Raw genomic sequence first — 24,637 nt, forward strand, 5'->3', positions numbered from 1 at the left:
GGGGCAGCACCCGCCTCGGCCGCTCAGAGTGGGTGCGCGCCCATGGGATTCGGGAACGGCACCGCGCCACTGCGGGAGACCAGCCGGGCCGCGGGCGTGATCAGCTTCAGCACGTCCGCGGCGTCGGGGAGGTCTCGGTAGGCGGCTGCGGCCAGGGCGTCGGTGCGGGTCTCGATATGGGCGCGCAGCGCGCGGCCGGCATCGGAGATCTCCTGTCCCGCCAGCAGTCCGCGGTCACGCAGCCGCGCCGCCGCGGCGTCCCAGTCGTCCCGGCTCCAGCCGCGGTTGTCGAGCCAGATCTGCTCGGGCGTGCCGGTGTCGGCGGAGAACAGCACGTGCGCCTCGCAGCCGTCGATGCCCTCGGCGAGCAGACAGGCGATATGGCCGTCCCCGCGATGTTCGCGCAGCGCGGTGGCGGCCTGCCACAGCGCCGCGACCGGGGAGCCCGGTTCGGGCACATCGCGATTGGCGGCGAACAGCGAGCGCCCGCCGGGCGGCGCGCCTGCCACCGCGGCCCGCAGACCGGGCAGCACCCGCTCGGCCAGTTCCTCGATATCGGGCGCCACCCGCATCAGCGCCGCGGCGGCCGAACGCGACCGGTCGGCCAGAATGGCCCCGGGATCGGCGTAGTCCCAGGCGTCCGGGATCGCCCGGCGCACCATGCGCGGGTGGAAGTTGTAGAAGGTGGCCTCCACCACCCCGGGCCGGACCGCGCCGAAGGGGGCCGCGCGGGAACCGAAGTAACCCATCCAGTACCCGCGCAGCCCAAGGGTTTTGCGGTCGGCGACGCATTCGGGGGCGAAGTAGGTCACGGCGTGCAGCGGCTCGAGCACCCGCCACATCTCACGAGCGAAAGCGGTGTCCATGGCCTCGACCCTAATCCCTGACTTCACCCTCGTGAAGTCACATTACTCGGCCGGGATGTGCCGAATACTCTCTCCGCCCTTGACATCTCGCTGCCGCCCGAACCGTGAGCTCAGCAGCGACACCATCTCACGGGCAGCACCGTCGTAGGCTTGTTCGACAGTCGCCGCCTTGTGGGTCACCACCACCGGCCCCTGTCCTGCGGGACGCGCCTCCAGCGTGCACTTCTTGTCGTCCGCGCCGCCCTTGTCCCCGTTCTCGTCGCTCAGATAGACCTCGACGCGGGTGATCCGATCGCCGAACCGCCCCAGCACATCGGCGATCCGCTCCCGGGCCGCATCGATCAGCCCCTGATCACCTTCCACAGCCTTACCGGTATTGACCAGAATCTCCACGGAATCTCTCCTCTTCGAAATGCTCCGGGATGAGCCCCCTCCACAGTAGCCGCACAGTCACTGCCGGATGCTCGCGCTCACTGCCGGATACCCAGGAAGAACTGAATGTGTCCGGGATGACGACCGTAATCCACGCGGAACATTTGCACGGCCAGCGAATACTCGGCACCGGAGTCGATATCGCGCAATAACATACGCGGATCGTCGCGTCCATAGGTTGTCCCACCGGTCGCCCACATGGCCCGGAATTCCGGGTACACGCCGAGCTCCTCCAGGAGATCACCGGCCCAGGCGGTGTCGCCGGACTGCCCGATCAGCCCGCGTAGCCAGTCCACCGTGAGCGAGGCTTCCCGCTGCCATTCCGCCATCACCCGCTGCGAGTTCGCATTGCCGAAGAACCAGCGCAGAATGCTGACGTCCTCGACCAGCCCCGGAAATGTCGCCGCATAGGAACCATTGCAGGCCAGCACATTCCACCGGATGTCGACGAAGGCCGCCGGATTGGGCCCGTGCACCGCCAGACCGGCGCGCATATCGTCGGAGATGCCGGCACGCAGCTCCTCGACGTCGGGAAACGTGTCGTCGTGCAGCCCGGCCAGATCGAACAGGTGACGGCGTTCGGCGTCGGAGAGCGGGTGCACGCGGTCGAGAAATGTGGTGAGCGCCTCGATAACCTGTTTGGTGGGATGCTCGCGAGCGCCGCTCTCCAGGTGCGTTATGTAGCTGGCGCTGACTCCGGCGGCGAATCCCAATCGCTCCCGTGACACCCGGCGATCGTCCCGCAGTTTGCGCAGCAGCCCACCCAGCGTCGGCGGACGCGGTTCATCGGCCCTGTCGTCGGAAGGTATACGCAACAATGGATTCCGCTCCCCCTGTTACTCGGGTCTACACCGCGCCGAAGGCACGCAATTCCGACCTGGACCTACGGCCAGAATCGTAAAACACCTCTCGAACACTTGTTACTTATACAGCAAGTTGTCAGCTACATCACAGATCGACGCAGCGTCGGATGAGCCGATCCGTTCGCGGACCCTTCCGGTCGGCGCGGTGTGCCACCCTGTCAGATTCCCAGTGCCGGAATATCACCCGGCCGCGCACCGTGCGCCAGGAAGTGTTCGGGTTCCACCACGATGAACAGGGCGTCGGCCGTGGCCGCGGTCTCGCCGTCGAGCTCCAGCCGCGCGGCGATGTGCAGCTTGCGGCCTTCCCGGCGGTCCAGCACGGCCCGCACGGTGACGGGGCGGCCGAGCGGCACCGGGCGGGCGAAGGCGATATTCAGCTGCGCCGTGACCGCCGGGAGCGCGTGCCCGATAAGGATCGCGCCCGCCGCCTCGTCGAGCGCGGCCGACGCCACGCCGCCGTGCACCAGTCCGGGCGCGCCCTGATGACGCTCGTCGAAGACGACCGTGCCGGTGACCTCGTCGCCCGCGCGCCGGAAGTCGATGTGCAGGCCGGACGGGCTGTCCGGCCCGCAGCCGAAGCAGTTCCCATGGTGTTTGGCCAGGATGCCCCCGGTCCGGTTCCGCTGAGCCGACGTCCCGGTCACGCGCACCCCTTCATTTGAGAATCATATGTGTCCCGAATAGTACCCGAGCCAGCCGGTAGCGGAGCGATAGCCTGTGGCCATGACCGAAGTGATCGCCGTCTCCGGCGCGAGCGGGCAGATCGGCGGACGGGTGGCACGCCTGCTCTCCGACGCGGGCCTGACAACCCGGCTGCTGGGCCGCAATCCCACCCGGATCCCGGCCATACCGGGCGCGACCACGGCCCGCGCCGACTTCGCCGACCCCGACTCCGTCGCCACCGCCCTGTCCGGTGCGCACACCTTCTTCCTGGTCTCGGCGACCGAATCGGCCGACCGGGCCGCCCAGCAGGTCGCCGTGGTCCAGGCGGCCCGGCGGGCCGGGGTGGAACGCATCGTCTACTTGTCCTTCGTCGCCGCCGCGCCGGACTGCACCTTCACCTTCGGCCGCGACCACTGGTACACCGAACAGGCCATCCGCGCCTCGGGGATGGAGTTCACCATCCTGCGGGACAACCTGTACCAGGACCTGATTCCCGCCCTCGCCGACGAGCACGGCGTCATCCGCGGACCCGCCGGTGACGGCGCGGTGGCGGCGGTGGCCCGCGAGGACGTGGCGGCCGCCGCCGCGGCCGTGCTCACCGGCAAGGGTCACGCGGGTGCGATCCACGATCTCACCGGACCGCGCGCCTTCACCCTGACCGAGGCGGCCGCGCTGATGACCGAGATCCTGGGCCGCCCCTACACCTACGTCCCGGAAACCCTCGCGCAGGCGTACGCCTCCCGCGCGAAATACGATGCGCCCCCGTGGGAGCTGGACGGCTGGGTGACCTCCTACGCGGCCATCGCCGCGGGCGATCTGAATACCGCCACCGATGCGGTGCGGCGGTTGACCGGGCGTCCGCCCACCGATTTCGCGGACTTCCTCACCACGCTGCGGCCCCGGGCCTAGCCAGCGCCCCGAACCCGGACAGCACCGCACCCCGCCCGGATTCGAGCGGGGTGCGGTGCCGTCATGACTCAGCCGATGGGCGTGAAATCCCGGCTGCCGATGTAGGTCGGCCGCGGAGCATCCGCCGCGAACGGCGCGACCAGTGTGTTCTCCACGCTGTTGAACACCAGGAAGATGTTCGAGCGCGGGAACGGCGTGATGTTGTTCGACGAGCCGTGCATGATGTTCGAGTCGAACAGCAACGCCGAGCCCGCGGCACCGGTGAACTGGTTGATGCCGTAGGTGCTGGCGAGCTTGGCGATGTCGTCTTGGGTGGGCACACCGATCTGCTGCTCGCGCAGCGAATCCCGGTAGTGCTCGGCCGGGGTCTCACCCTGGCAGGGCACGAAGGTGCGGTGCGACCCGGGCATCAGCATCAGGCTGCCGTTGTAGGGGTAGTTGTCGGTCAGTGCGATCGACAGGCTCACCGCGCGGGGGGCGGGCATACCGTCCTCCGCGTGCCAGGTCTCGAAGTCCGAATGCCAGTAGAAACCGGCCCCCCGGAATCCGGGCATGTAGTTCACCCGACTCTGGTGGATATAGACCTCGGAACCCAGAATCTGTTCGGCGAGTCCTCGAATCCGGCTCTGGCGCACCAGGTCCGCGATGGCATCACTGAGCTTGTGCACCTCGAAGATGGAGCGCACCCGCCGTGACGTCTTCTCGATGATCAACCGCTCATCGAGCCACAGGTCCGGATCATCCGCCAGACGCCGGGTCTCCGCCGAGAATTCGGCGACCTCGGCCGGGTCGAGCAGCGCATCGATCACGGAGTAGCCGTACGGCTCGAAGGTAGCCAGTTCCGGAGACTCGACGTGACCCCACACGGTGGGATCGGTGCGCTCGATGTGAGCGCGCGGTGTGCTGGTCCGGGTCTGGTAGCGATCGATTACGGTGTTGTCCGACAGCGTCATTCGTTCCTGACTCCCAATTCTCCCTACTCGGCGGCGACGGCGACCAGCGGGTAGACGCCGTTCTCGTCGTGGACCTCCTGTCCGGTGACAGGCGGATTGAACACGCACATCATGCGCATCCGCTCACGCACCTCGAGGCGGTGGCGTTCGTGACCGTCGAGCAGGTACATCGAACCCGGACCCAACTCGTACTTCACGCCGTTGTCGAGGTCGACGAGCGTACCCTCGCCCTCGACCAGCCACACCGCCTCGATGTGGTTGAGATAGTGGAACTCGTGCTCGGTTCCGGCCTCGATGGTGGTCTCGTGGAAGGAGAAGCCGACACCGTCGCCACCCAGCACGATGCGCTTGCTGCGCCACCCCTCCCCCGCCACATCGCGGTCGGTCCCGGTGATTTCCGCGGTGGTGCGAACGATCACGTCAGGCCGCCTTTCCGGTGCAGACCGAATCCACGGCGCCCGCCAGGATCTCCAGACCGTGGTCGAGTTCGGCCGGCGTGATGGTCAGCGGCGGCAGCAGTTTCACCACTTCGTCCTCCGCGCCGGAGGTCTCCACCAGCAGACCGCGCTCGAAGGCCACCTGGCACACCTTGCCCGCCTGCGAGGCGTCGTCGAAGACCAGGCCCTGCACCAGGCCGCGGCCCCGCGTCGACAGGCCGGCGTAGGCGGAGGTCAGGCCGGTCAGCGCCTCCTCGGCGCGCGCGCCCTTCGCCAGCGTGGCCTGCTCCAGGGTGTCGTCGGACCAGAAGTGCTCCAGCGCCACGCGAGCGGTCACGAAGGCCGGGTTGTTGCCGCGGAAGGTGCCGTTGTGCTCACCCGGCGACCACTGGTCGAGTTCGGGCTTCATGAGCACCAGCGCCATCGGCAGGCCGTAGCCGCTGATGGACTTCGACAGCGTCACGATATCCGGCTTGATGCCGGCGATCTCGAAGGAGAAGAACGGGCCGGTGCGGCCGCAGCCCATCTGCACGTCGTCGACGATGAGCAGGATGCCGCGCTCGGCGCACAGCTCCGACAGCTGGCGCAGCCACGCGGCACGGGCCACGTTCACGCCGCCCTCGCCCTGCACGGTCTCGACGATGACGGCCGCCGGGGCGTCCTGACCCGACGAGGAGTCGTCCAGCACGCGCGTCATCCACGCCAGGCCGTCCATGTCGTCGAGGTAGCCGTCGTAGGGCATGGCGGTCGAATGCACCAGCGGAACACCGGCACCCGCGCGCTTGGTCGCATTGCCGGTCACCGACAGGGCACCCAGCGTCATGCCGTGGAAGGCATTGGTGAAGTTGAGGACCGCGGTCCGCCCGGTCACCTTGCGGGCCAGCTTCAGCGCCGCCTCGACGGCGTTGGCACCGGTGGGTCCGGGGAACTGCACCTTGTAGTCCAGCCCGCGCGGGGCCAGCAGGGTGCGGCGCAGGGTGTCCAGCAGGTCGCGCTTGGCGACGGTGGACATGTCCAGGCCGTGGGTGATGCCGTCGCGCCCGATGTAGTCGAGCAGCGCTTCCTTCAGCACCGGGTTGTTGTGCCCGTAGTTGAGCGAACCCGCGCCGGCGAAGAAGTCCAGGTAGTCACGACCGCTCTCGTCGTGCAGCCACGCGCCGCGGGCGGTGTCGAAGAGAGCGGGCCACGAGCGGCAGTAGCCGCGCACGTTCGATTCGAGATCCTCGAAGATGGTCATCGTCTCGGTGGTGGTCATCGGATCTCCTCCAGTGTGGTCGGCGGCGTGATGCGGTACAGGCGCTCGGCCTCGTGCTGGTCGGGGAAGTGTTCCCGCTCGAAGAGTGGATAGTCGGCGATGACGGCCCGGCGGCGCCGTGTCAGCGAGTTGAACATCGCGATGGAGGCCGGATTGTCATCGGAGATGGTGGTCTCCAAGGTCGAAACCCCGTGGGCGGCACAGCTGTTCATCAGGGTGTCGAGCATCTCGACGCCCAGACCGCGGCCGCGGTAGGCATGGTCCACGGCCACCTGCCAGACGAACAGTACGTCGGGGGCTTGTGGACGGCAGTAGCCGATCACGAATCCGGCGATGTCACCGTCGATTTCGGCGACGACGGATGTTCCGGCGAAGTCGCGGCACCACATCAGGTACGCGTAGCTCGTATTGGTATCCAGCACGCGGGAATCGCGGGCGATTCGCCAGATACTGCCACCGTCCTCCACCCGTGGGGATCTGAGTGTGAACGTGGAGCCGTCAGGGGGTTCCACCAGAAGCTGATCGATAGTTACGGGGAATTGGTTGAATGGTGTCTTCATGACCATTTCAGAGTGGCCGCCGAATCTTGAGATGAACCGGTCGGCTTCATTGCGATCGTATGACGAGCCCGTTACCCGCGTGTGTCACATACCGGAAGTCGGATAATGAAACGTGCTCCGCCACCGGGACGTTCACCACATTCGACACGCCCGCCGTGCGCCGACACGGTCTCGGCCACCAGAGCCAACCCGATTCCGGTACCGGTAACCCTCCGACGCCCCGCACGCACCGTCGTAAAGCGATCGAAAACACGTTTACGATCGGCCACGGCCACTCCGGGACCGGCATCGTCGACCATGATGACGGCTTCGTCACCATTTCGTCGCAATGTGATGCCGACAATGCCGCCACCGTGGCGCACGGCATTGTCGAGTAAATTGCCCACGGCACGTTCGAGTTCCAATTTACGGCCGCGAATCATACTGTCTTGCATGACCGTCAACAATTCGGGTGCATGTTTTCGCCCGGACAGCGTGTGAATCAATAATTCTTTCAGCGACAGCGGGTCGGCGTCACCCGCGTGCACCCCCGCCTCCATCCGGGCCAGGGCCAGCATGTCGTCGAGCACCCGGCGCAGATGCTCGATCTCGTCGGTGACCAGGCCCAGCGCCAGACGACAGCGCTCGGGCAGCTCCGCCTGGTAGCGCTGCAATACGCCGACGCTGGTGATGAGCGTGGTCAGCGGGGTGCGCAGTTCGTGACTGACGTCACCGACCAGTCGCCGTTCGCGCTCCACGCTGCTGCGCAGCGAGCGCACCACCGGTTCGAAGGTGCGCCGGCTCACCCACATGCCGAGGACGAGCCCCAGAGCCAGGGCCACCACCGCGGTGACGGCCAGGAGTCCGATCACCGCTGGACGTCGAGTCGGTACCCCAGCCCTCGAACGGTCACGATGAGCTGCGGATCCGAGGCATCCCGCTCGATCTTGGTGCGCAGACGCCGAATGTGCACGTCGACGATGCGTTCATCGCCGAAGAAGCCGCGGTCCCACACTCGTTCCAGCAGCGTGCCGCGGCTGAGCACCCGCCCGGCCGAACCGGCGAGTTCGCACAGCAGCCGGTACTCGGTGAGTGTGAGATGGATCTCCTCGTCACCGCGGCGCACGATCCCGCTCTCCGTGGAGAGCACCAGCGGATTGCCGAACTGCTCGTCGAGCACCATGGTGCCCAGTTCGGAATCCGGATCCTCTTCCGCGGCGGCCTGTTCGGCGAGACGCGCGCGCCTGGCCACGGCGCGCATGCGGGCGGTGATCTCCTTGACCTCGAACGGTTTGGTCACGAAGTCGTCCGCGCCCGCCTCCAGGGCGGCCACCACGTCGTGGGTGTCGTCGCGGGCGCTGACCACGATGATGGGCACGTCGTGGTCGCGGCGGATCTCGCGGATACAGGTGAAGCCGTCCATACCGCCCAGCATCAGATCCACGATCATGAAATCGGGTGCTCCGTTGTCACGCAGCTGCCTGAGCGCGACCTCTGCCTCCTCCGCCTCAGCGACGTCATAGCCCTCGTCCTCCATGGCCAACCGCAGGGCCACGCGAACGCGGTCGTCATCCTCCACGATCATCAGGTTCGCACTCATATCCCAATCCCAGCCGGACGCGTTGCCGCGTCCACCACGCACACCTCTAGTTCGTTCGGACAGTCACGACAAAGTGGAGTACCCGGTTCCACCTCCGTCAAACTCGGACACCGCCGAACCTGTGGCAACCCCTCGCCGCCACCCCTACCGAGCAGCCGGTATGGCAAGGTGTCGCATGTGTCACATTCTCGCGCGCGGGCGGCCTCGGCCGCTTCCCTACGTCTGACGTTACTCCTGGGCGGGGCCGGTGCCATGCACCTACTCACCCCCAGGTTCTTCGACGCCATCGTGCCGCGGTCGCTGCCGGGCAGCGCGCGGGCCTACACCTACGCCTCCGGGGTCGCCGAACTCGGGGTCGCGGGCCTGCTCGCGACGCCCCGCACCCGCCGCACCGGCGGCATGCTCGCCGCCGCGCTCTTCATCGCCGTCTTCCCGGCGAACATCCGGATGGCCGCCGACTGGTGCCGCGATCCCGAACGCGCGCTGCCACTCAAAGCCGGTGCACTGCTGCGCCTTCCGCTCCAGGTACCGCTGGTTACCGAAGCGCTGAAGGTGGCCCGCGCCGGTTAGTCGCGTAACCGTGCGGCCCCGTGCCGGTTAGTCGCGCGACCGTGCGACCCCGTGCCACTCAGCCGCGCGACCGTGCGACCCCGCGCCACTCAGCCGCGCGACCCCGTACCACTCAGCCGCCGCACGATCGGTTCGCGGACAGTGAGCGGGCCGTGGCGGCGACCACGGTTCCTGCCTGTCACATCGAGGTCTCCGGCGTCTGATGCGTGACACCCGGTTGCACTTCACCGTGCCCGACGTGGCCGAGGGCGTCGAACTGGCGGAGCGCGTCTCCATGGCCATACTGCTGGGTGCTGGAGACGCTCGCGCCGACCGAGCGGGCGGTGTTCGTGCTGCGCGACGTGTTCGACCTGGGCTACGACGAGATCGCTGCCGTGGACAAGACCCCGGCGGCGGTGCGCCAGATCGCGCACCGGGCACGGGCGCACGTGGCCGCGCGTCGCCCGCGCGGGGTGGTCTCGCCCGGCGCGACCCGGCACGCGCTGGACGCCTTCCGGGTCGCGGTGGAAACGGGCGACCTGCGCCGCCTCGGCCGCCGCGCCGGACTTCCCGAGGCCGACCTTACGCACCCAACTCTCCGCCGCGACCTGCGTCGCCGCCCGCGGCGTCTGGTTGGACCACCGGGCGGTGAGCGCCGACCGCTCTCCGACCGCCCGCTACGGCACCCTGGACGGGGCCATCGCCACGCTGCAGGACGGCCTCGACGTCCGATCTACGCCCCGCACGCCCCTATACTCGAGTAGCTACAGCGTTGCCCGCCGGTACGTTTGAATTCCGGCGCAGGAGATACCCACGGACAAAGTGACCTATTTCCGAAGCAAGGGGCCCGTTGATGTTGCTACGACGACTTGCCCGGCCGCTGCTGGCCTCCGCCTTTCTCGCGGATGGGGCCGACACCCTCATGCACCCGGACGAACGGGTGAAGGCGGCCAATACCCTCCTGGAGCAGCAGCGTGAATCCCGGTTCGCCGGCATCGCCGAGAAACTGCCCGCCGATCCGGCCACACTGGTGAAAGTCAATGCCGGCGCGCAGATAGCTGGCGGGGTGCTACTCGCCACGGGCAAGGTGCCGCGGCTCGCCTCGCTGATGCTCGCGATGACCGTGGTGCCGTCGGCGGTGACCAATCAGGACTTCTGGCAGGAGACCGATCCGGCCCGCAAGACGGCCAAGCGGACCGCGTTCTTCAAGGATATGAGCCTGCTCGGCGGGCTGCTCATCGCCAGTGCCGATACCGAGGGCAAGCCGTCGCTGGGCTGGCGTGGCCGTCGGGCCGCCCAGCGCACCGCCGCCGCCGTCTCGGCGGCCCTGCCGCTGGCGGGCGACCACTCGAGCGGCCCGGCCGTGCGAGAACGCCTGCACGACACCGCCGTTCGCGCCCGCCACTTCGCCGATATCGCGGCCTCCAAGGGGGCCGAGGCGGCCGGGACCGCCAGGGAGCGCGGCCAGGAATTGGCCGAGGTCGCCCGTGAACGCGGACCGGAGTGGGCCGAGACCGCCCGGGAACGCGGTACCGAACTCGCCGAGACCGCCCGGGAGCGCGGGGCACACCTGGCCGAACTGGCCCGAGAACGCGGACCCGAGTACGCCGAAGCCGCCCGCGAACGCGGCACCCACCTCGCCGAACTCGCCCGCGAACGCGGACCCGAACTCGCCGAAGCCGCCCGCGAACGCGGGGCACACCTGGCCGAACTGGCCCGAGAACGCGGACCCGAGTACGCCGAAGCCGCCCGCGAACGCGGCACCCACCTCGCCGAACTCGCCCGCCAGCGCGGACCCGAGGCGGCCAAGGGACGCGGTGCCGAGTTGGCGGCCGTCACCCGCAAGCGCGGGGAGCGGATCGCGGGGTCGGCGCGCGGTCGCACGAACACATCGCGGCGCAAGTAGTCGAGCGCGATTCTCGACCACGACCGGCTGGCCGAAGTACCGATTTCCTGCCCGCAGCCCTGCCACCGGCGCGGCCGTGAGGTTCACGGCCGCGCGGGTGGTGTTCTCCGCGGCGGCGCCGGGCTGGGATCAGAGCGCCACCGCCGCCGCGTGCAGCCGCGCCAGCGTCGCCTCGTCCGGCCACCGGCGCAGTTCGAAGCGCGGGGGATGCAGTCCCGGGATCGGCACCAGCCCCAGCAGCTGCACCACGGTATCGAACGGCACCGTGCACACCAGGTCGATCTCGCCGTCGGCGTCCATGCGCGCGAAATGCAGGTAATCCGCCTCGGGCAGCAGGTATTCCACGTCCTCACCGACGATGGTGGAGGTGACCGGGCCGTTGTCGGTGGACTGGAACATGACCGCGCCGACCATGGCCGGTTCGACGTCGCTGAGCGGCTCCAGATCGAGGTCCTCCTCGAATTTCGCGGTGAGGATCCGGGTTTGGATGCCGTATTCGGTCACCGCCAGGCCGCTGCGCGCCCGCCGCGCGTACTCGGGCGCCGGTTCCGGACCGGCCTGGTCGTAGGGCACCACCATGCCGAACTCGTCGAGGGTGTATCCCTGCGGGGAGATGGGCCGGACCGCCTCGCCGTACTGCTGCTCCACCATCTCGAAGACGGCGGGGATCAGCTCCGGATCGTCGGGCACCACGAGCAGGGTGTGGTCGTCGGGGATGAACGCCACCGGGCGGTGCTCACCCCCGGCGTAGGTGGCCAGCCACCCGGGCAGCAGCAGCCAGGAGCCGAAGTAGGCGTCCCCGTCGTCGACGAACCGGAGCAGATTCAGTTCCTCCGGTGATCCCGGGCGGGCCAGCTCCGCGAGATTGTCGCGTGCGGCGGCGAATACCGCCTCCGGTTCGACACCCCAGTCCCGCACCATGTCCAGCGTCACGTAGGCCCGGGTGCGCGGCAGGTCGACCACCACCGCCTCGTTGACGAACGGGAACGCGGGGCGGCTCAGCGGCGCGCTCATCCGGTCGAAGTCGTCCAGACCGTAGGTCACCGGCCGCAGCACGGCCCGCAGCAGCGGGCGCACCTGATCCCAATCCTCCGGCGCCTCATCGGAACTGGTCATGGCGACCACGAAGTGGGCGATCCGCTCGGTGCGCTCTGCCTCCTCGTATCCGGCGCACTCCCGGAAGATATTGCCCAGATACACGATCCGGTCACCACTGTGCCGAATCGAGAACTCCGCGGCGAGATACTCCGCGTCCGTCACCCCGTGTTCCCGCAGACTTCCCAGCACCGCCTCGGCGAACCGCTCCTGCTCCATCCCCGCGCTCTCCCCATCGTTCGTCGTGCCGATCGCAGTCCGATTCTGCCGCCACCCACCGACGACCCGCGCCGCCACCGGCAGACGCGGCGGCAGCAGGAAGGAGTGTGGCGGTTCCGATCACACCGTAGACGAGCCACGCGCTGCCGGGGGCCCGCAGCACGATCCGGCCGAACGCGACTCCCCGCCGACCGGGGAGCCGCCGCGGCTCAGGTCCGGGCCCGGTCCACCACCGGCAGTCCGAGGTCGGTGACCAGTCGCCGCACCCGCTGCTCGATGGAGTCGCGGATGGCCCGCACCTCGTCCAAGTCCCGGTCGGCCGGATCGGGCAGCCACCACTGTTCGAAGCGGTGACCGGTCAGAATCGGGTCGGCATCCCCGCAGCCCATGTCGATCACCACATCGGCGGCCCGCACGAGATCGCGGGTCCAGCGCTTCGGATACTCCCCGGAGATGTCGATGCCCCGCTCCGCCATGGCCCGCACCACGAGCGGATTGACCGCGGAACCGGGCGAGGAGCCGCCGGAACAGCCGGTGGCGTGATCGCCCACCAGCCGGTTGAAGAAGCCGAGCGCCATCTGGGAGCGCCCCGCGTTGTGCGTGCACACGAACAGCACGGTGAGACCCGCGGGGGCGTCGGAGGTAGGTGTCGGGGCGTCGACGGGACCGTCTGTCATCTTCCCCTCCTCTGGGTGTGGAGACCTGGGCCGGGCGCATGGCCGCGGCCGGGCATCCTCAGCCAGAATACGATCGTTTCATGAAGGTTCTCGGCGCGTGTCCGCTCGATTGCCCCGATGCCTGCTCCTGGGAGGTGACGGTGGCCGACGGTGTCGCCGTGGGTCTGCGCGGGAACAAGGCCCATCCGGTCACCCGCGGCGCGCTGTGCGTGAAGGTGAATCGCTATCTGGAGCAAGTCGATTCCCCCGATCGGCTGCGTTATCCGCTGCGACGGGTCGGTCCCAAGGGTGCGGGCCGGTTCGAGCGGATCGGCTGGGACGAGGCCCTCGACGAGATCGCCGCGCGAGTGACACGGATCACCGGCGAATTCGGCGGCGAAGCGGTGTGGCCCTTCCACGGCACCGGCAGTCTCGGCTACATCCAGGGCCTGGAGGGCTTCGCCGGGCGGCGGTTCTTCAATGTGTTGGGGGCCAGCCTGCACGATCCGACCATCTGCTCGGTAGCGGGCGGGACCGGATTGAAGTACACCCTCGGCACCTCCGGCGGTATGGATCCCGAGGACTTCGTCCACGCGCGGCTCATCCTGCTGTGGGGCTCCAATCCGCTCACCTCCGGTCATCACCTGTGGAAGTTCATCCAGGACAGCGGCGCGTACACGATCGCCATCGACCCGGTGCGCACCCGCACCGCCGAGCGCTGCGACGAACACCTCGCCCCGCTGCCCGGCACCGATGCGGCGCTGGCGCTGGGTCTCATGCACGTCATCGTGTCGCTGGGTGCGCAGGACGACGCCTACCTCGCCGAGCACACCGAGGGCTGGCCCGAATTCCGTTCCCGCATCGCGGAATACACCCCGGAGCGGGTCGCCGCGATCACCGGGCTGCCGGTGGCGCGCATCGTGGCGCTCGGGGAGCGGATCGCCCGCACCCGGCCCACCGCCATCCGCGCCTCGCAGGGCATGCAGCGCCACGACGGCGGCGGTATGGCGCTGCGGGCGCTGGCCTGCCTGCCCGGTGTCACCGGTGACTGGGCGATTCGCGGTGGCGGGCTGCACTATTCGACCAGCGGGCATTTCCGGCTGCGGGACGCGGAGCTGCGGCGCATGGACCTGTTGCCGCATCCGGTGCGCACGCTGTCCTCGACACGGCTGGGCGAGGCGCTGCTCGACACCGACGATCCGCCGGTCAAGGCGCTGTTCGTAATCGCTGCCAATCCGGTCGGATCGAATCCGGATCAGCGGCGGGTGATCGAGGGGCTGCGGCGGGAGGACCTGTTCACCGTCGTCCTGGAGCATTTCGCCACCGATACCGTGGACTACGCCGATATCGTGCTGCCCGCCACCATGCAGCCCGAACACCTGGATGTGCTCGCCGGATACGGCCACCTGTATCTGGTGTGGAACGAGCCCGCGGTGCACCCACCCGGCGAATGCCTGTCCACCACGGAGACCTTCCGCCGCCTGGCCCGGCGCATGGGCATGACCGAACCGGCCCTCTACGACTCCGACGAGGAGTTGGCGCGACAGCTGCTGAAGGACCACGATATCGAGCGCTTGCGCGCCGACGGGTTCCTGAAGGTCGACAAACGGCCCGTGCCCGAGGGCAGGCTGAGCTTCGTCTCCGACCGGGCGGTGTGCGCGGGGCACGACCGGCTGCCCGATTACACGCCGCCCGGCGATCCGGGCGACGGCCTGGTGCTGATTTCGGCTGCCTCGCATTACTTTCTGAACAGCACGTTCGGCGCGAATCCCGAATTGCGGCGACGGGCGGGCGAATCCACGGTCGCCGTCCATCCCGAGGACGCCGCGGCCCGCGGGCTCACCGACGGCGCACCGGTACTCGTGGCCAATGCCCGGGGCGGTTTCGAGGCCGTCGTCGCGGTCACCGATCGGGTGCGACCCGGCGTCGCCGCCACCACCAAGGGCCGCTGGGCCAAGTTCCAGGGCGGTGCGACGGTGAACGCGACCATCGCCGAACGGGATGCGGACTACGGCGGCGGCGCGGTGTTCCACGACAACCGCGTGCGGATCACGCCGCGATGAGGCTGCCGGACCTACCCGATCTCCCGGTCCGCGCGGCCCTGCCCGAGATCGTCGAGACGCTGCGCGATCGCGGGGCCGCGGTGCTGGTCGCGCCGCCGGGTACCGGGAAGACCACGCTGGTGCCGCTGGCGCTGGGCGCGGCCAGCGCGGGCCGGGTGGTGGTGGCGGAGCCGCGGCGGCTGGCCGCCCGCGCGGCGGCGGCGCGCATGGCGGCGCTGCTGGGCGAACCGGTCGGCGCGACCGTCGGCTACTCGGTGCGCGGCGAGCGGCGGGTGGGGGCGTCGACGCGGATCGAGGTGGTCACCTCAGGTCTGCTGGTGCGCCGGTTGCAGGGCGATCCCGAGCTGGCCGGGGTGGACGCGGTCGTCCTCGACGAATGCCACGAGCGTCATCTCGACGCCGATCTGCTGCTGGCCCTGCTGCTCGACGCCCGCGCCGGACTGCGCCCGGAGCTGCGGGTGCTGGCGACCTCCGCCACCGTGGCCGCGGAGCGTCTGGCCGCACTGCTCGGCGAGGGCGAGGCCGCGGCCCCCGTGCTCGAGGTGCGCGGCCGGACCCATCCGGTGGATATCGCCTATGTGCCGCCGCTGCCCCGCGAGCGCGCCGAGGCGCAGGTCGCCCGGGTCACCCGGGCGGCACTGGCCGCGGCCGACGGCGATGTGCTGGTCTTCCTGCCCGGCGCGGCGGAGATTCGCCGCACCGCCGATCTGCTGGCCGGTGCGGATGCCGATATCGTCCCGCTGCACGGCCGCCTCGCCGCCGCCGCGCAGGACACCGCGCTGCGCCCCGGCGTCCGGCGGCGCATCGTATTGTCCACGGCCGTAGCCGAATCCAGCCTCACCGTGCCCGGGGTGCGCGCGGTCGTCGACTCCGGGCTCGCGCGCGTCCCCCGCGTCGACCACCGGCGCGGACTCTCCGGCCTGGCCACCGTCCGGGTCTCGGCGGCGGTGGCCGACCAGCGCGCGGGCCGCGCCGGGCGGGAAGCGCCCGGATGGGCCTGGCGCTGCTGGCCGGAATACGAGCACACCACCCTGCCCGCCTATCCGGACCCGGAGATCCGCACCGCCGACCTGACCCGGCTCGCCCTGGAGTTGGCGTCCTGGGGAATCCCGGACGGTCACGGCCTGGCCTGGTGGGACGCCCCGCCGTCCGGCGGCCTGGCCGCCGGACGGGAGGTGCTGCGCGCACTGGGCGCGGTGGACGCCGACGGCGCGATCACCGATCGCGGCCGCCGCATGGCCACCGTTGGCCTGCACCCCCGGCTGGCCCGCGCCCTCCTCGACGGCGCCGCCCTGGTCGGCGCGCGCCGCGCCGCCGAGGTGGTGGCGATCCTCGACGAAGACACCGCCGCCCCCAGCGCCGACCTCGCCGCGGCCCTGCGCATCCTGCGCCGCGAACGCCCCGCCCGCTGGCAGCGCGAGGTGGACCGGCTCACCCGCCTGCTCGAGCACTCCGGCGCCCCGGCGACCGCGACCACCGCCCGATCGGACGCCACCGGGACCAAGGCAGCAGATATGCGGGCGCGTGCGGTGGACGATCCGGCGCACCCAGCAGGTAGGCGGGCGCACCCGGTGGATGATCCGGCGGTGGTGGTGGCGCTCGCGCATCCGGAGCGGCTGGCGCGGCGGCGGAGTGCGGGTTCGGCGACCTATCTGACCGCGGGCGGCACCGCCATGGTGCTGCCGCCCGGGTCGGGGCTTGGCGACGGCGAGTGGCTGGCCGTCGCGGTGGCGACCCGCGATCCGGGGCGGTCGGAGGGGCGAATTCGATTGGCCGCCATGGCCGATGCGGACCTCGCACGGCAGGCCGCGCCCGCACTGCTCACCACGGCCGACGAGGTGGACTGGGTCGACGGGGAGGTGGTCGCGCGGCGGGTCGAGCGGATCGGCGCGATCACGCTGTCGGCGCGGCCGCTGCGGAATCCCGATCGGAATCTGCTGGCGGCGGCGGTGCGGCGCGGGTTGCGGGAACACGGGGTGGCGCTGCTGCACTGGGATGCGGACGCGCGCAGCCTGCGGCAGCGGCTGGACTTCCTGCACCGCACCCTCGGCGCACCGTGGCCCGCAGTCGACGACGACAGCCTGCTCGACGATCTGGACCGATGGCTGGGGCCAGAGCTCGACACCGCGCGCCGCCGCGCCGACCTGGAGCGCGTCGACGCCGGACAGGCATTGCGCCGCCTGCTGCCCTGGCCCGCGGCCGCCCGCTTCGACGACCTGGCCCCCGAACGGCTGGAGGTCCCGTCCGGCAGCGCGATTCGCCTCGACTACTCCGCCGATCCCCCGGTGCTGGCGGTGAAGGTCCAGGAGATCTTCGGCTGGACCGAACCACCCCGGCTGGCCGATGGCCGGGTGCCGATCCTGCTGCATCTGCTCTCCCCCGCCCAGCGCCCGGTCGCCGTCACCGCCGACCTGCCGTCCTTCTGGCGCACCGGCTGGCCCCAGGTCCGCGCCGACCTGCGCGGCCGCTACCCCAAACACGCCTGGCCGGAGGACCCCACCACGGTCCCCGCCCACCGCGGCACCGCCCGCCGCGCGGCGCGGGGCTGATCACCCCGCACCGATCCCGAGCGAACGCCACAGCCCGGCCAGCACCCGGCGGCGACGCGCGGCGGGCCACGGCGTGCCCTCGTCGAATCCGCTGAGCACCAGCCCGTCCACCATTACATCGATCAGGTCGACCGCCGCCCGCGGCGCCGCGATCCCGGCCTGCCGCACCAGTGTTCGCGGCCGCGCCGACCACCATTGGTTGAACGCGTCGAGTTCCGCACGCACCACGGGCCCGGTCCCCGCCCCGACCACCAGCGCGAGCCAGAATCGATGGGACTGCTCGGCCGGGAGCGCACCCGCTCGCCCCTGGATTGGCACGAGCGGTCATGGCATCTGGACGCGCACGCGGGCGGCGGGTACACGGCCCTGCCGCGGCCGGGCCACTACGACAACCATTCCGCCGCAACCCCTGTCGGTCCGATCCATCGGGCGGGCACCGAAACCGCGCCGCGCTGGACCGGATATCTGGAGGGCGCGGTCGCCTCCGGCGAACGCGCCGCCCACGAGGTGCGCGAGGCACTCCGGCGCGGTCAGACCCCGTAGCCGCCGTCCACGTCCAGCTTCTGGCCGCTGATGAAGTCGGCGCGGTCGGAGGCGAGGAAGCAGACGGCCTCGGCGATGTCCTCGGCGTCGCCGAAGGTGCGCAGCGGGATGTTGTTCCGGGCCGCGTCCAGGGCTCGGTCATCCAGGTCGCCGCTGCTGATGAGCCGGTCGGCCATGCCGTCGGTGGTCATGCCGGGGCCGACGCAGTTGGCGCGGATGCCGTAGCGCCCCTCTTCGGCGGCGATGGCGCGAATCGCCGCCTCGATCGCCGCCTTGGGAACCGAGGAGAGACTGTCGCGGATGGGGAAGCGGGCCGTGGCGGCGGTGGTGATGGCGACGATATTGCCGCGGCTGGTCCGCAGGGCGGGCAGGGCGGCGTGCACCGCGTTGAAGAATCCGGCGACGTCGGCGTCCACCTGGCGTTGCAGGTCCGCGGGCGCGATACCGCTGAGGTGGCGCATGGGGACGTGCGGCCCGGCCGCGTAGACGAGTGTGTGCAGCCCGCCGAACTCCCGCGTCACCTCGCCGACCACCGCGGCCACCCGGTCGGCTTCACCGAGATCGAGCTGCCAGGCCCGCGCCCTCCGGCCGTGCTCGGCCGCCGCGCCCAGCACGGGGTCGAGCCGTTGCGGGGATCGACGGTAGGTCAGCGCGACCGCGCTGCCGCGCTCGAGCAGCATGCGCGCCGTGGCCCGCCCCAATCCGCCGCTGGCGCCCAGCACCAGCGCCGCGCCACCGCGGTGGCCGAAATCGTCCATGGGTCATTGATAGCCCACCCAACCACACCAAGCAACTGCTTGGTTCACCGCCGGGTCGCTCGTTGCCTGCGGTACGGTTCACGTCCGGGCGGCACCGCGGGCCGCGGCGCGCGCGCACCCTTCGGAACCGGAAAGGTGCGCGGCTCCTCGGCCAGGTCGAAACGGGTGCCGTGATGCGTCAACCGCACCGGCTCCCCGGACAGCAGGGTGTAGGTGGCGACGTGGTCGCGGATCTCCACCGACAGCCGCCGTCCCCGCCACACCAGCCGGAAGGCGATGCGCTCCAGTTCGTCGGGAAGCGCCGGGGCGAAGGAGATCTCGCCGTCGTGGTCGCGCAGTCCCCCGAATCCGCCCACACAGCCCAGCCAGGTGCCCGCCAGCGACGCGATGTGCAGCCCGCTGCCGACATTGTGGTGCAGATCGTGCAGATCGGTCAGCGCCGCCTCCACGCAGTAGTCGTAGGCCAGCGACAGCTGCCCGACCTCGGCCGCGAGCACCGCCTGCGCGGCGGCCGACAGCGACGAATCCCGGACGGTGAGCGCCTCGTAGTAGTCGAAGTTGCGCCGCTTCTGCTCGGCGGTGAACTCGTCCGGGCACAGGTACATGGCGAGCGCCAGATCCGCCTGCTTGACCACCTGTTTGCGGTACAGCGCGAAGTACGGATAGTTCAGCAGCAGCGGATAGTGCTCCGGCGGCGTGGCGTCGAAGTCCCATCGGGCGTAGTGGGTGAAACCCGCCGACTGTTCGTGCACGCCCAGTTCGTCGTTGTGCGGCACCAGCATTCGCGCGGCGCGGTCGCGCCAGCGCGCCGTCTCGTCGGCGTCCACGCCCAGTTCGCGGGCGGTGTCGGGATGGCGCGCACAGGCCGCCGCGGCCGCGTCCAGGTTCCGCCGCGCCATCAGATTGGTGTAGAGATTGTCGTCGGCCAGCGCGGAGTATTCGTCGGGGCCGGTCACCCCGGCGATGCGGAATCCGCCCGCGCCGTCCTCGTGCCCGAGCCCCGCCCACAGTCGCGCGGTCTCGACCAGCAGCGCGAGACCGCAGTCCCGTTCGAACCGCTCGTCGCCGGTGGCCGCGACATAGCGCACCACCGCGTGCGCGATATCGGCGTTCACATGCACCGCGGCGGTCCCCGTCGGCCAGTAGCCCGACCCCTCGGCCCCGTCGATGGTGCGCCACGGGAACATGGCCCCCGGCTGTCCGAGCCGCCGCGCGTGCTCGCGGGCGTGGTCCAGGGTGGTGTGCCGCCAGCGCAGCGCGTCGCGAGCCACCGTCGGCCGGGTGTAGGTGAACACCGGCAGCACGAAGGTCTCGGTGTCCCAGAACGCGTGGCCGTCGTAGCCGGTGCCGGTCAGCCCCTTCGCGGGGATGGCCCGGCTCTCGCCGCGCGCGCCCGCCTGGAGCACATGGAACAGCGCGAAGCGCACCGCCTGCTGCAATTCCGGATCGCCGCCGATCTCGATATCGGCGTCGGCCCAATAGCTGTCGAGGAAGGCGCGCTGACGCCGGCGCAGCGTCTCCCATCCGGTCTCCATCCCGGCGGCCAGCGCCGCCTCCGCCTGGGCGCGCAGTGCGGGGGTGGAGCGGCGGCTGGACCACCCGTAGGCGAGGTATTTGGTCAGGCGCACCCGGTCGCCCCGGGCGAGGTCCACCGCGATCGTGAGCCGCGCCAGATCGTCCTCGGCGAAGATCTCGCAGCGCGGTGTGGCCTCCACGGCCAGTTCGTGGTTCATGGCGGCGGCCATGCGCAGCCCGGAGCGGCGGGTGTGATGGCACAGCGTGGCCGAGTAGTCCCGGGCGGTGGCGAAGTCCGCGGCCAGGGGCCGGTCCAGGGCCGCCGCCAGGCGTGGATCGTCGCGCGGCACGCTGATCGGCTCGTTGACCAGCAGATCCGACTGCACCACCAGTTCGAGGTCCGCGTCCAGCGGTTCGACCTCGAAGTGGACGACCGCCAGCGCCCGCTCGGTGAAGGAGACCAGCCGTTCGGAGTCGATGCGCACGCGCCGCCCGGTGGGCGACTCCCACACCGTGGAACGGCGCAGCGTCCCCGAGCGGAAATCCAGGATTCGTTCGTGCGCGAGGGTTTTGCCATAGCGCAGATCCATGGGCTCGTCCTCGACCAGCAGCCGGATGATCTTCCCGTCGGTCACGTTGACCACCGTCTGCCCCTCTTCCGGATAGCCGTATCCGGCCTCGGCGTAGGGCAGGGTGCGTTTTTCGTGGAAGCCGTTGAGGTAGGTGCCCGGGGTGCCCACCGGTTCGCCCTCCTCCAGCGTGCCGCGCATGCCGATATGGCCGTTCGAGAGCGCGAAGATGGATTCGGTGCGGTGCAGCGAGTCCAGATCCAGTCCCTGCCAGCGCAGCTGCCAGGGCGCGACCTCGAACCCGGGTCCCGGTGCCGTCATCCTGCGTCCCCGAGCCGGGCCAGATCGGGCACCACCACATCCGCGCCCGCGGCGCGCAGCGCCTGGTCGTGGCGGCCGTCGCGCACCCGGTCCACGCCGACCACGTATCCGAATCCCCCGGCGCGCCCGGCGCGCACGCCCGAGACGGCGTCCTCGAAGACGGCGGCGTGCGCGGGCGCGACCCCCAGCGCCGCGGCGGCGGCGAGGAAGGAATCGGGCGCGGGTTTGCCGCGCAACTCCCGCTGCCGGATGACCGTGCCGTCGACGCGGGCCTGGAACGCCTCGCCCAATCCGGCGGCGGCCAGCACGACCCCGGCATTGGCCGACGAGGTCACCACCGCCACCGCGAGTCCGGCGGCGCGCACCGCCGCGAGGTAGTCGACCGACCCGGGATACACCCGCACCCCCTCCCGCTCCAGCAGGTCCAGCAGCAGGCGGTTCTTGGCTTCCCCCAGCGCGGTCACCGTCCACGCCTCCGATGGGTCGCCGGGCGCGCCGTCCGGTAGCGCGATATCCCGGGACCGCAGGAACTCGCGCACCCCGTCCAGGCGGGGCCGACCGTCCACGTAGTCCAGGTAGTCCGTTTCGGTGAAGGGCCGAAACCCTTCTCCCACATACTGTTCGAGGAATCCGTCGAATGTCCGCTGCCAGGCCCGGCGGTGTACCGCGGCGGTATCGGTCAGCACCCCGTCGAGATCGAACAATCCGGCGGAGATGGATTCCGGCAGCCCCTGCACCTCTCGCGTCACCCGCCAGCGATACCCCCTGGTCCGCTACCCAAACCCGAGCGTTCCCGCCATCTCCGCACCGCGCGTCGGCGATATCCGGAATCCGCGCACCCGGTGCGGCTGAACCCCGCGACGATCGCGGGCCGACGACCTCGCCCGCCGGTGCGCCCGGACCGCGGCCGCGGGCCGACCGCCCGCGGCGCGGATCAGCGCACGGTACGCAGGGCCTCCGGCGTCAGATCCCGCAGCGGCGGATACCCGTCCACCGCCATGATCAGATCCGCCTCCGCGAGCAGGGAGCGCAGCACGTGCACGATGCCGTCGGCCCCACCGAGCGCCAGACCGTAGGCGTACGGGCGGCCGATACCGACCGCCGACGCCCCCAGCGCGAGCGCCTTGACGATATCGGCCCCGGAGCGGACGCCGGAGTCGAACAGCACCGGCGCCCCGTCCGCGGCCGCGACCACCTCGGGCAGCACGTCGAGCGCGGGCAGTCCGCCGTTCGCCTGCCGCCCACCGTGATTGGAGCAGTAGATGCCGTCGACGCCGCCGTCCACCGCACGGCGGGCATCGTCGGGATGGCAGATGCCCTTGACGATGAGCGGCAGGTCGGTGAGCGACCGCAGCCACGGGAGATCGTCCCAGGTGAGCGGATTGCCGAAGAGCTGGATCCAGCGCAGGATGGCCGCCTGCGGATCCTCCTCGGGGGTGCGGTCGAGTCCGGCGCGGAACACCGGATCGGTGAAGTAGTTGGCCAGGCAGTGCCCGCGCGCACCCGGCTCGCCGCGCCGCCCGCCCGGTCACCGGCCGATCGCGACCGCTCCCGGCTCACCGAGGTCGATCGCGCCCTGCTCGGCCTGCTCGCCCGCGACGGCCGCACGCCCTACGCCGAACTTGCCGACGCGCTGCGGATCAGCACGTCCACGGTCAAACGCCGGGTCGACGACCTGACCGGACTCGGCCTGTTCCGCTTCCGCTGCGATTTCGCCCGTCCGCTCGGCGGCTGGCCGGTCGCGGTCACCTTCCGCGCCACCGTTCCCGCCGCGGATCTGCCCCGCGTCGGGCACGCCGTGGTGGCGCTCCCCCAGACCCGCAACTGCGCCGCCACCACCGGGGCACACAACCTGCTCGTCCAGGCGGGCCTGCACACCATGGCCGATGTGCTGCGTTTCGAGAACACGCTCACCGCACTGCATCCCGCCATGACGATCGCCGAGCGCGTCATCACGCTGCGCCACGACAAACTCCTGGGCCACCTGCTGGACCGGTACGGCCGCACCGAATCCGTGGTGCCGGCCGATATCTGGTCCGAACCCGGCACCGGTTCCTGACTCGGCGGTCAGCGCGGACGCCGCGCGACGACGGCGAAGTTCAGGGGGATGTGCGGCGCGCCAGCGGGCAGCGTCCACCCTTCGGGGCAGGCGACGAGTTCCGGGAAGGCGCGCCAGTCCATGTAGGGCAGTTCGCGCAGCGACTCCAGCACCAGCCCGGCGCGCAGCAGGGCCGTGACGATCTCCTCGAGGTCGTGGCGCCACTCGTGATTCGTCGTGTGCGCGATCCGCCCCGCCGAACCCGGTGTGTAGCTGCCCGAATCGGTGTAGGTCCGCACGCCGCCGCCGGACAGGTAGTCCTCGCTGATCTCCCAGGGTTCGAAGCCGAGCGCCCCGAGCAGCGGGTGGTCGTCGCGGATCAGGAACACCCCGTCCGGTTCCAGCAGCTCGTGGACGGACCGCGCCCACGCGTCGAGTTCCGGCAGCCACACGATGGTTCCGGCACTGGTCACGATGGTGCTGAAACGGCGGTCGAGCAGTGTGGCGGCGAACCGCGCGTCACCCTCCACCCAGGTGATCTCGCGCCCGTCCGCCGCCGCGATGTGCCGGGCGTGGCGCAGTGAGTTCGGCGACAGGTCCAGACCGTGGACGTCGACCGCCCCGAGCCGTGCCCAGGAAACGGTGTCGGTGCCGATATGGCATTGCAGGTGCAGCAGCGACCGGCCTCGGATGCCGGTGTCCGGGAGGTGCGGGGCCAGGACGGACAGGTCGTTGCGCACCACCGTCGAGATGCGCGTCGAATCGCCGAGAAATCCCGCGACGTCGTACATGTCCGAGCGCGCGTGTACCTCGGCCCGGTCGTCCCAGTTCGCCCGGTTGTCGGCTATCGCGGCGTCGTCGGCCATCGCGGTGGCATCATGCATGCCTTCCGGTCTACTACCGCGTGTGGCCGTCGCACCACTGGATTTCGGCGACCTGGGCGCGCACCTCGTCGACGTGTTCGCCGCATCCGGCCCACGTCGTCTTGCCACACGTCTGGCACGGCACCGGGTAGCACATGGGTTCATCTCCTCACTTCGGCCGGGTCGAGCATACCGGCGGCATACCGGCGGTTCATCGGGCGGACCACCGGGTACGAGCGCGACTGCCCGGTTCGCACACTCTGCTACATTCGCCGGGCCGTGGTGTTCGGGAAACCGGTGTGGAACCGGTGCGGCCCTCGCCACTGTGATCGGGAGCGACGAATCGTTCCGGGCGACACGGTCGTCCGGAGCCACTGGGGCCCGGCCCTGGGAAGGTGGATTCGCCGCGCGACACCCGTCAGCCAGGAGACCGGCCACGGCGCTGCGGTACCCGTTCCACGAGGACCTGGAAGGCG

Annotated in this window: 23 protein-coding genes, 3 pseudogenes and 1 riboswitch; of the genes and pseudogenes, 8 read left to right on the forward strand and 18 right to left on the reverse strand. The window is 70.5% G+C overall.

The window, feature by feature from the left end:
• Positions 1-23: 23 nt before the first annotated feature.
• The 4 genes from QMO76_RS19810 to QMO76_RS19825 all read right to left on the reverse strand — a co-directional run bounded on the left by QMO76_RS19810 (position 24) and on the right by QMO76_RS19825 (position 2,805).
• Positions 24-866, reverse strand: coding sequence for a hypothetical protein (locus QMO76_RS19810; RefSeq protein ID WP_306362807.1), 843 nt, complete (start codon positions 864-866; stop codon positions 24-26).
• A gap of 42 nt (positions 867-908) precedes the next feature.
• A complete protein-coding gene (locus QMO76_RS19815; RefSeq protein WP_306362808.1) occupies positions 909-1,259 on the reverse strand; it encodes an HPF/RaiA family ribosome-associated protein in 351 nt (116 codons plus the stop codon).
• A 77-nt stretch (positions 1,260-1,336) separates the two neighbouring features.
• Positions 1,337-2,113 (reverse strand): helix-turn-helix transcriptional regulator, encoded by a 777-nt coding sequence (locus QMO76_RS19820; RefSeq protein WP_306362809.1) that lies wholly within the window; start codon positions 2,111-2,113, stop codon positions 1,337-1,339.
• Between the two features lie 206 nt (positions 2,114-2,319).
• Complete coding sequence (locus QMO76_RS19825; protein WP_306362810.1) at positions 2,320-2,805, reverse strand: PaaI family thioesterase; 486 nt, start codon at positions 2,803-2,805, stop codon at positions 2,320-2,322.
• A 79-nt stretch (positions 2,806-2,884) separates the two neighbouring features.
• Here QMO76_RS19825 and QMO76_RS19830 point away from each other — a divergent pair, with 79 nt between their 5' ends.
• Positions 2,885-3,733 carry an NAD(P)H-binding protein gene (locus tag QMO76_RS19830; RefSeq protein WP_306362811.1) on the forward strand — a complete coding sequence of 283 codons (849 nt, stop codon included), beginning with the start codon at positions 2,885-2,887 and terminating at the stop codon, positions 3,731-3,733.
• A 68-nt stretch (positions 3,734-3,801) separates the two neighbouring features.
• Here the strand turns inward: QMO76_RS19830 and thpD are convergent, their stop codons facing one another.
• The 6 genes from thpD to QMO76_RS19860 all read right to left on the reverse strand — a co-directional run bounded on the left by thpD (position 3,802) and on the right by QMO76_RS19860 (position 8,517).
• Entirely contained in the window at positions 3,802-4,686 is an 885-nt protein-coding gene (gene thpD, locus QMO76_RS19835; protein WP_306362812.1) for an ectoine hydroxylase, read from the reverse strand.
• A gap of 23 nt (positions 4,687-4,709) precedes the next feature.
• A complete protein-coding gene (locus QMO76_RS19840) occupies positions 4,710-5,105 on the reverse strand; it encodes an ectoine synthase (protein ID WP_306362813.1) in 396 nt (131 codons plus the stop codon).
• Position 5,106: 1 nt separating this feature from the next.
• On the reverse strand, positions 5,107-6,378 hold the full coding sequence (ectB, locus tag QMO76_RS19845) for a diaminobutyrate--2-oxoglutarate transaminase (RefSeq protein ID WP_306362814.1): 1,272 nt from the start codon (positions 6,376-6,378) through the stop codon (positions 5,107-5,109).
• Positions 6,375-6,800, reverse strand: a complete 426-nt coding sequence (ectA, locus tag QMO76_RS19850; protein WP_372342023.1) for a diaminobutyrate acetyltransferase — start codon at positions 6,798-6,800, stop codon at positions 6,375-6,377. Before ectA ends, ectB begins: the two co-directional genes overlap by 4 nt.
• A 209-nt stretch (positions 6,801-7,009) precedes the next feature.
• The gene (locus tag QMO76_RS19855) at positions 7,010-7,789 is read right to left on the reverse strand and encodes a cell wall metabolism sensor histidine kinase WalK (RefSeq protein ID WP_306362815.1); all 780 of its coding nucleotides are present in this window, start codon (positions 7,787-7,789) and stop codon (positions 7,010-7,012) included.
• Positions 7,786-8,517, reverse strand: coding sequence for a response regulator transcription factor (locus QMO76_RS19860; protein ID WP_306362816.1), 732 nt, complete (start codon positions 8,515-8,517; stop codon positions 7,786-7,788). The genes QMO76_RS19855 and QMO76_RS19860 overlap by 4 nt, the downstream gene beginning before the upstream one ends.
• A 177-nt stretch (positions 8,518-8,694) precedes the next feature.
• Between QMO76_RS19860 and QMO76_RS19865 the strand changes: the two genes are divergently transcribed.
• From QMO76_RS19865 to QMO76_RS19875, 3 genes and pseudogenes are all read left to right on the forward strand, one after another.
• Complete coding sequence (locus tag QMO76_RS19865; RefSeq protein ID WP_306362817.1) at positions 8,695-9,087, forward strand: hypothetical protein; 393 nt, start codon at positions 8,695-8,697, stop codon at positions 9,085-9,087.
• Between the two features lie 226 nt (positions 9,088-9,313).
• Positions 9,314-9,617, forward strand: a pseudogene (locus QMO76_RS19870) (sigma factor-like helix-turn-helix DNA-binding protein); the annotation flags it as partial.
• Between the two features lie 302 nt (positions 9,618-9,919).
• The gene (locus tag QMO76_RS19875; RefSeq protein WP_306362818.1) at positions 9,920-10,972 is read left to right on the forward strand and encodes a DoxX family membrane protein; all 1,053 of its coding nucleotides are present in this window, start codon (positions 9,920-9,922) and stop codon (positions 10,970-10,972) included.
• 129 nt (positions 10,973-11,101) lie between these two features.
• Here the strand turns inward: QMO76_RS19875 and QMO76_RS19880 are convergent, their stop codons facing one another.
• Entirely contained in the window at positions 11,102-12,286 is a 1,185-nt protein-coding gene (locus QMO76_RS19880; protein ID WP_306362819.1) for a hypothetical protein, read from the reverse strand.
• 209 nt (positions 12,287-12,495) lie between these two features.
• Positions 12,496-12,972 (reverse strand): annotated as a pseudogene (locus tag QMO76_RS19885) (hypothetical protein); the annotation flags it as partial.
• Positions 12,973-13,043: 71 nt separating this feature from the next.
• Here QMO76_RS19885 and QMO76_RS19890 point away from each other — a divergent pair.
• Together QMO76_RS19890 and hrpB are read left to right on the forward strand one after the other, a co-directional pair.
• Positions 13,044-15,005 carry a molybdopterin-dependent oxidoreductase gene (locus tag QMO76_RS19890; protein ID WP_306362820.1) on the forward strand — a complete coding sequence of 654 codons (1,962 nt, stop codon included), beginning with the start codon at positions 13,044-13,046 and terminating at the stop codon, positions 15,003-15,005.
• Positions 15,002-17,554, forward strand: coding sequence for an ATP-dependent helicase HrpB (hrpB, locus tag QMO76_RS19895; RefSeq protein ID WP_306362821.1), 2,553 nt, complete (start codon positions 15,002-15,004; stop codon positions 17,552-17,554). Before QMO76_RS19890 ends, hrpB begins: the two co-directional genes overlap by 4 nt.
• Here hrpB and QMO76_RS19900 read toward each other — a convergent pair whose 3' ends face one another.
• On the reverse strand, positions 17,555-17,782 hold the full coding sequence (locus QMO76_RS19900) for a hypothetical protein (protein WP_306362822.1): 228 nt from the start codon (positions 17,780-17,782) through the stop codon (positions 17,555-17,557).
• Positions 17,783-17,824: 42 nt separating this feature from the next.
• On the opposite strand from QMO76_RS19900, the gene QMO76_RS19905 reads away from it, so the two are divergent.
• The gene (locus tag QMO76_RS19905) at positions 17,825-18,097 is read left to right on the forward strand and encodes an FAD-dependent oxidoreductase (protein ID WP_306362823.1); all 273 of its coding nucleotides are present in this window, start codon (positions 17,825-17,827) and stop codon (positions 18,095-18,097) included.
• Here the strand turns inward: QMO76_RS19905 and QMO76_RS19910 are convergent.
• From QMO76_RS19910 to QMO76_RS19925, 4 genes and pseudogenes are all read right to left on the reverse strand, one after another.
• Positions 18,085-18,855, reverse strand: a complete 771-nt coding sequence (locus tag QMO76_RS19910) for an SDR family NAD(P)-dependent oxidoreductase (RefSeq protein ID WP_306362824.1) — start codon at positions 18,853-18,855, stop codon at positions 18,085-18,087. The genes QMO76_RS19905 and QMO76_RS19910 overlap by 13 nt on opposite strands.
• A 44-nt stretch (positions 18,856-18,899) precedes the next feature.
• Positions 18,900-21,260 carry a glycoside hydrolase family 65 protein gene (locus tag QMO76_RS19915; RefSeq protein ID WP_306362825.1) on the reverse strand — a complete coding sequence of 787 codons (2,361 nt, stop codon included), beginning with the start codon at positions 21,258-21,260 and terminating at the stop codon, positions 18,900-18,902.
• Complete coding sequence (locus QMO76_RS19920) at positions 21,257-21,997, reverse strand: HAD family phosphatase (RefSeq protein WP_306362954.1); 741 nt, start codon at positions 21,995-21,997, stop codon at positions 21,257-21,259. The genes QMO76_RS19915 and QMO76_RS19920 overlap by 4 nt, the downstream gene beginning before the upstream one ends.
• 197 nt (positions 21,998-22,194) lie before the next feature.
• Positions 22,195-22,767, reverse strand: a pseudogene (locus QMO76_RS19925) (alpha-hydroxy-acid oxidizing protein); the annotation flags it as partial.
• On the opposite strand from QMO76_RS19925, the gene QMO76_RS19930 reads away from it, so the two are divergent.
• Positions 22,750-23,319: an Lrp/AsnC family transcriptional regulator gene (locus QMO76_RS19930; RefSeq protein WP_306362826.1), complete on the forward strand. Its 570-nt coding sequence runs from the start codon at positions 22,750-22,752 to the stop codon at positions 23,317-23,319. The pseudogene QMO76_RS19925 and the gene QMO76_RS19930 sit on opposite strands and share 18 nt — an antisense overlap.
• Positions 23,320-23,327: 8 nt before the next feature.
• Here QMO76_RS19930 and QMO76_RS19935 read toward each other — a convergent pair whose 3' ends face one another.
• Positions 23,328-24,182 (reverse strand): bifunctional 2-polyprenyl-6-hydroxyphenol methylase/3-demethylubiquinol 3-O-methyltransferase UbiG, encoded by an 855-nt coding sequence (locus QMO76_RS19935; protein WP_306362827.1) that lies wholly within the window; start codon positions 24,180-24,182, stop codon positions 23,328-23,330.
• Positions 24,183-24,424: 242 nt separating this feature from the next.
• Positions 24,425-24,615, forward strand: a riboswitch (cobalamin riboswitch).
• The last annotated feature ends 22 nt before the right edge of the window (positions 24,616-24,637 follow it).

It is taken from the genome of Nocardia sp. CC227C (assembly GCF_030767025.1).
Lineage (GTDB): Bacteria > Actinomycetota > Actinomycetes > Mycobacteriales > Mycobacteriaceae > Nocardia.

Excerpts from the sequence above, each read along its gene's own strand:
- QMO76_RS19810 (WP_306362807.1), bottom strand. The coding sequence starts at position 866 with ATGGACACCGCTTTCGCTCGTGAGATGTGGCGGGTGCTCGAGCCGCTG.
- QMO76_RS19830 (WP_306362811.1), top strand. The coding sequence starts at position 2,885 with ATGACCGAAGTGATCGCCGTCTCCGGCGCGAGCGGGCAGATCGGCGGA.
- thpD (WP_306362812.1), bottom strand. The coding sequence starts at position 4,686 with ATGACGCTGTCGGACAACACCGTAATCGATCGCTACCAGACCCGGACC.
- ectB (WP_306362814.1), bottom strand. The coding sequence starts at position 6,378 with ATGACCACCACCGAGACGATGACCATCTTCGAGGATCTCGAATCGAAC.
- QMO76_RS19860 (WP_306362816.1), bottom strand. The coding sequence starts at position 8,517 with ATGAGTGCGAACCTGATGATCGTGGAGGATGACGACCGCGTTCGCGTG.
- QMO76_RS19875 (WP_306362818.1), top strand. The coding sequence starts at position 9,920 with ATGTTGCTACGACGACTTGCCCGGCCGCTGCTGGCCTCCGCCTTTCTC.
- QMO76_RS19880 (WP_306362819.1), bottom strand. The coding sequence starts at position 12,286 with ATGGAGCAGGAGCGGTTCGCCGAGGCGGTGCTGGGAAGTCTGCGGGAA.
- QMO76_RS19890 (WP_306362820.1), top strand. The coding sequence starts at position 13,044 with ATGAAGGTTCTCGGCGCGTGTCCGCTCGATTGCCCCGATGCCTGCTCC.
- hrpB (WP_306362821.1), top strand. The coding sequence starts at position 15,002 with ATGAGGCTGCCGGACCTACCCGATCTCCCGGTCCGCGCGGCCCTGCCC.
- QMO76_RS19905 (WP_306362823.1), top strand. The coding sequence starts at position 17,825 with ATGGGACTGCTCGGCCGGGAGCGCACCCGCTCGCCCCTGGATTGGCAC.
- QMO76_RS19910 (WP_306362824.1), bottom strand. The coding sequence starts at position 18,855 with ATGGACGATTTCGGCCACCGCGGTGGCGCGGCGCTGGTGCTGGGCGCC.
- QMO76_RS19915 (WP_306362825.1), bottom strand. The coding sequence starts at position 21,260 with ATGACGGCACCGGGACCCGGGTTCGAGGTCGCGCCCTGGCAGCTGCGC.
- QMO76_RS19935 (WP_306362827.1), bottom strand. The coding sequence starts at position 24,182 with ATGCATGATGCCACCGCGATGGCCGACGACGCCGCGATAGCCGACAAC.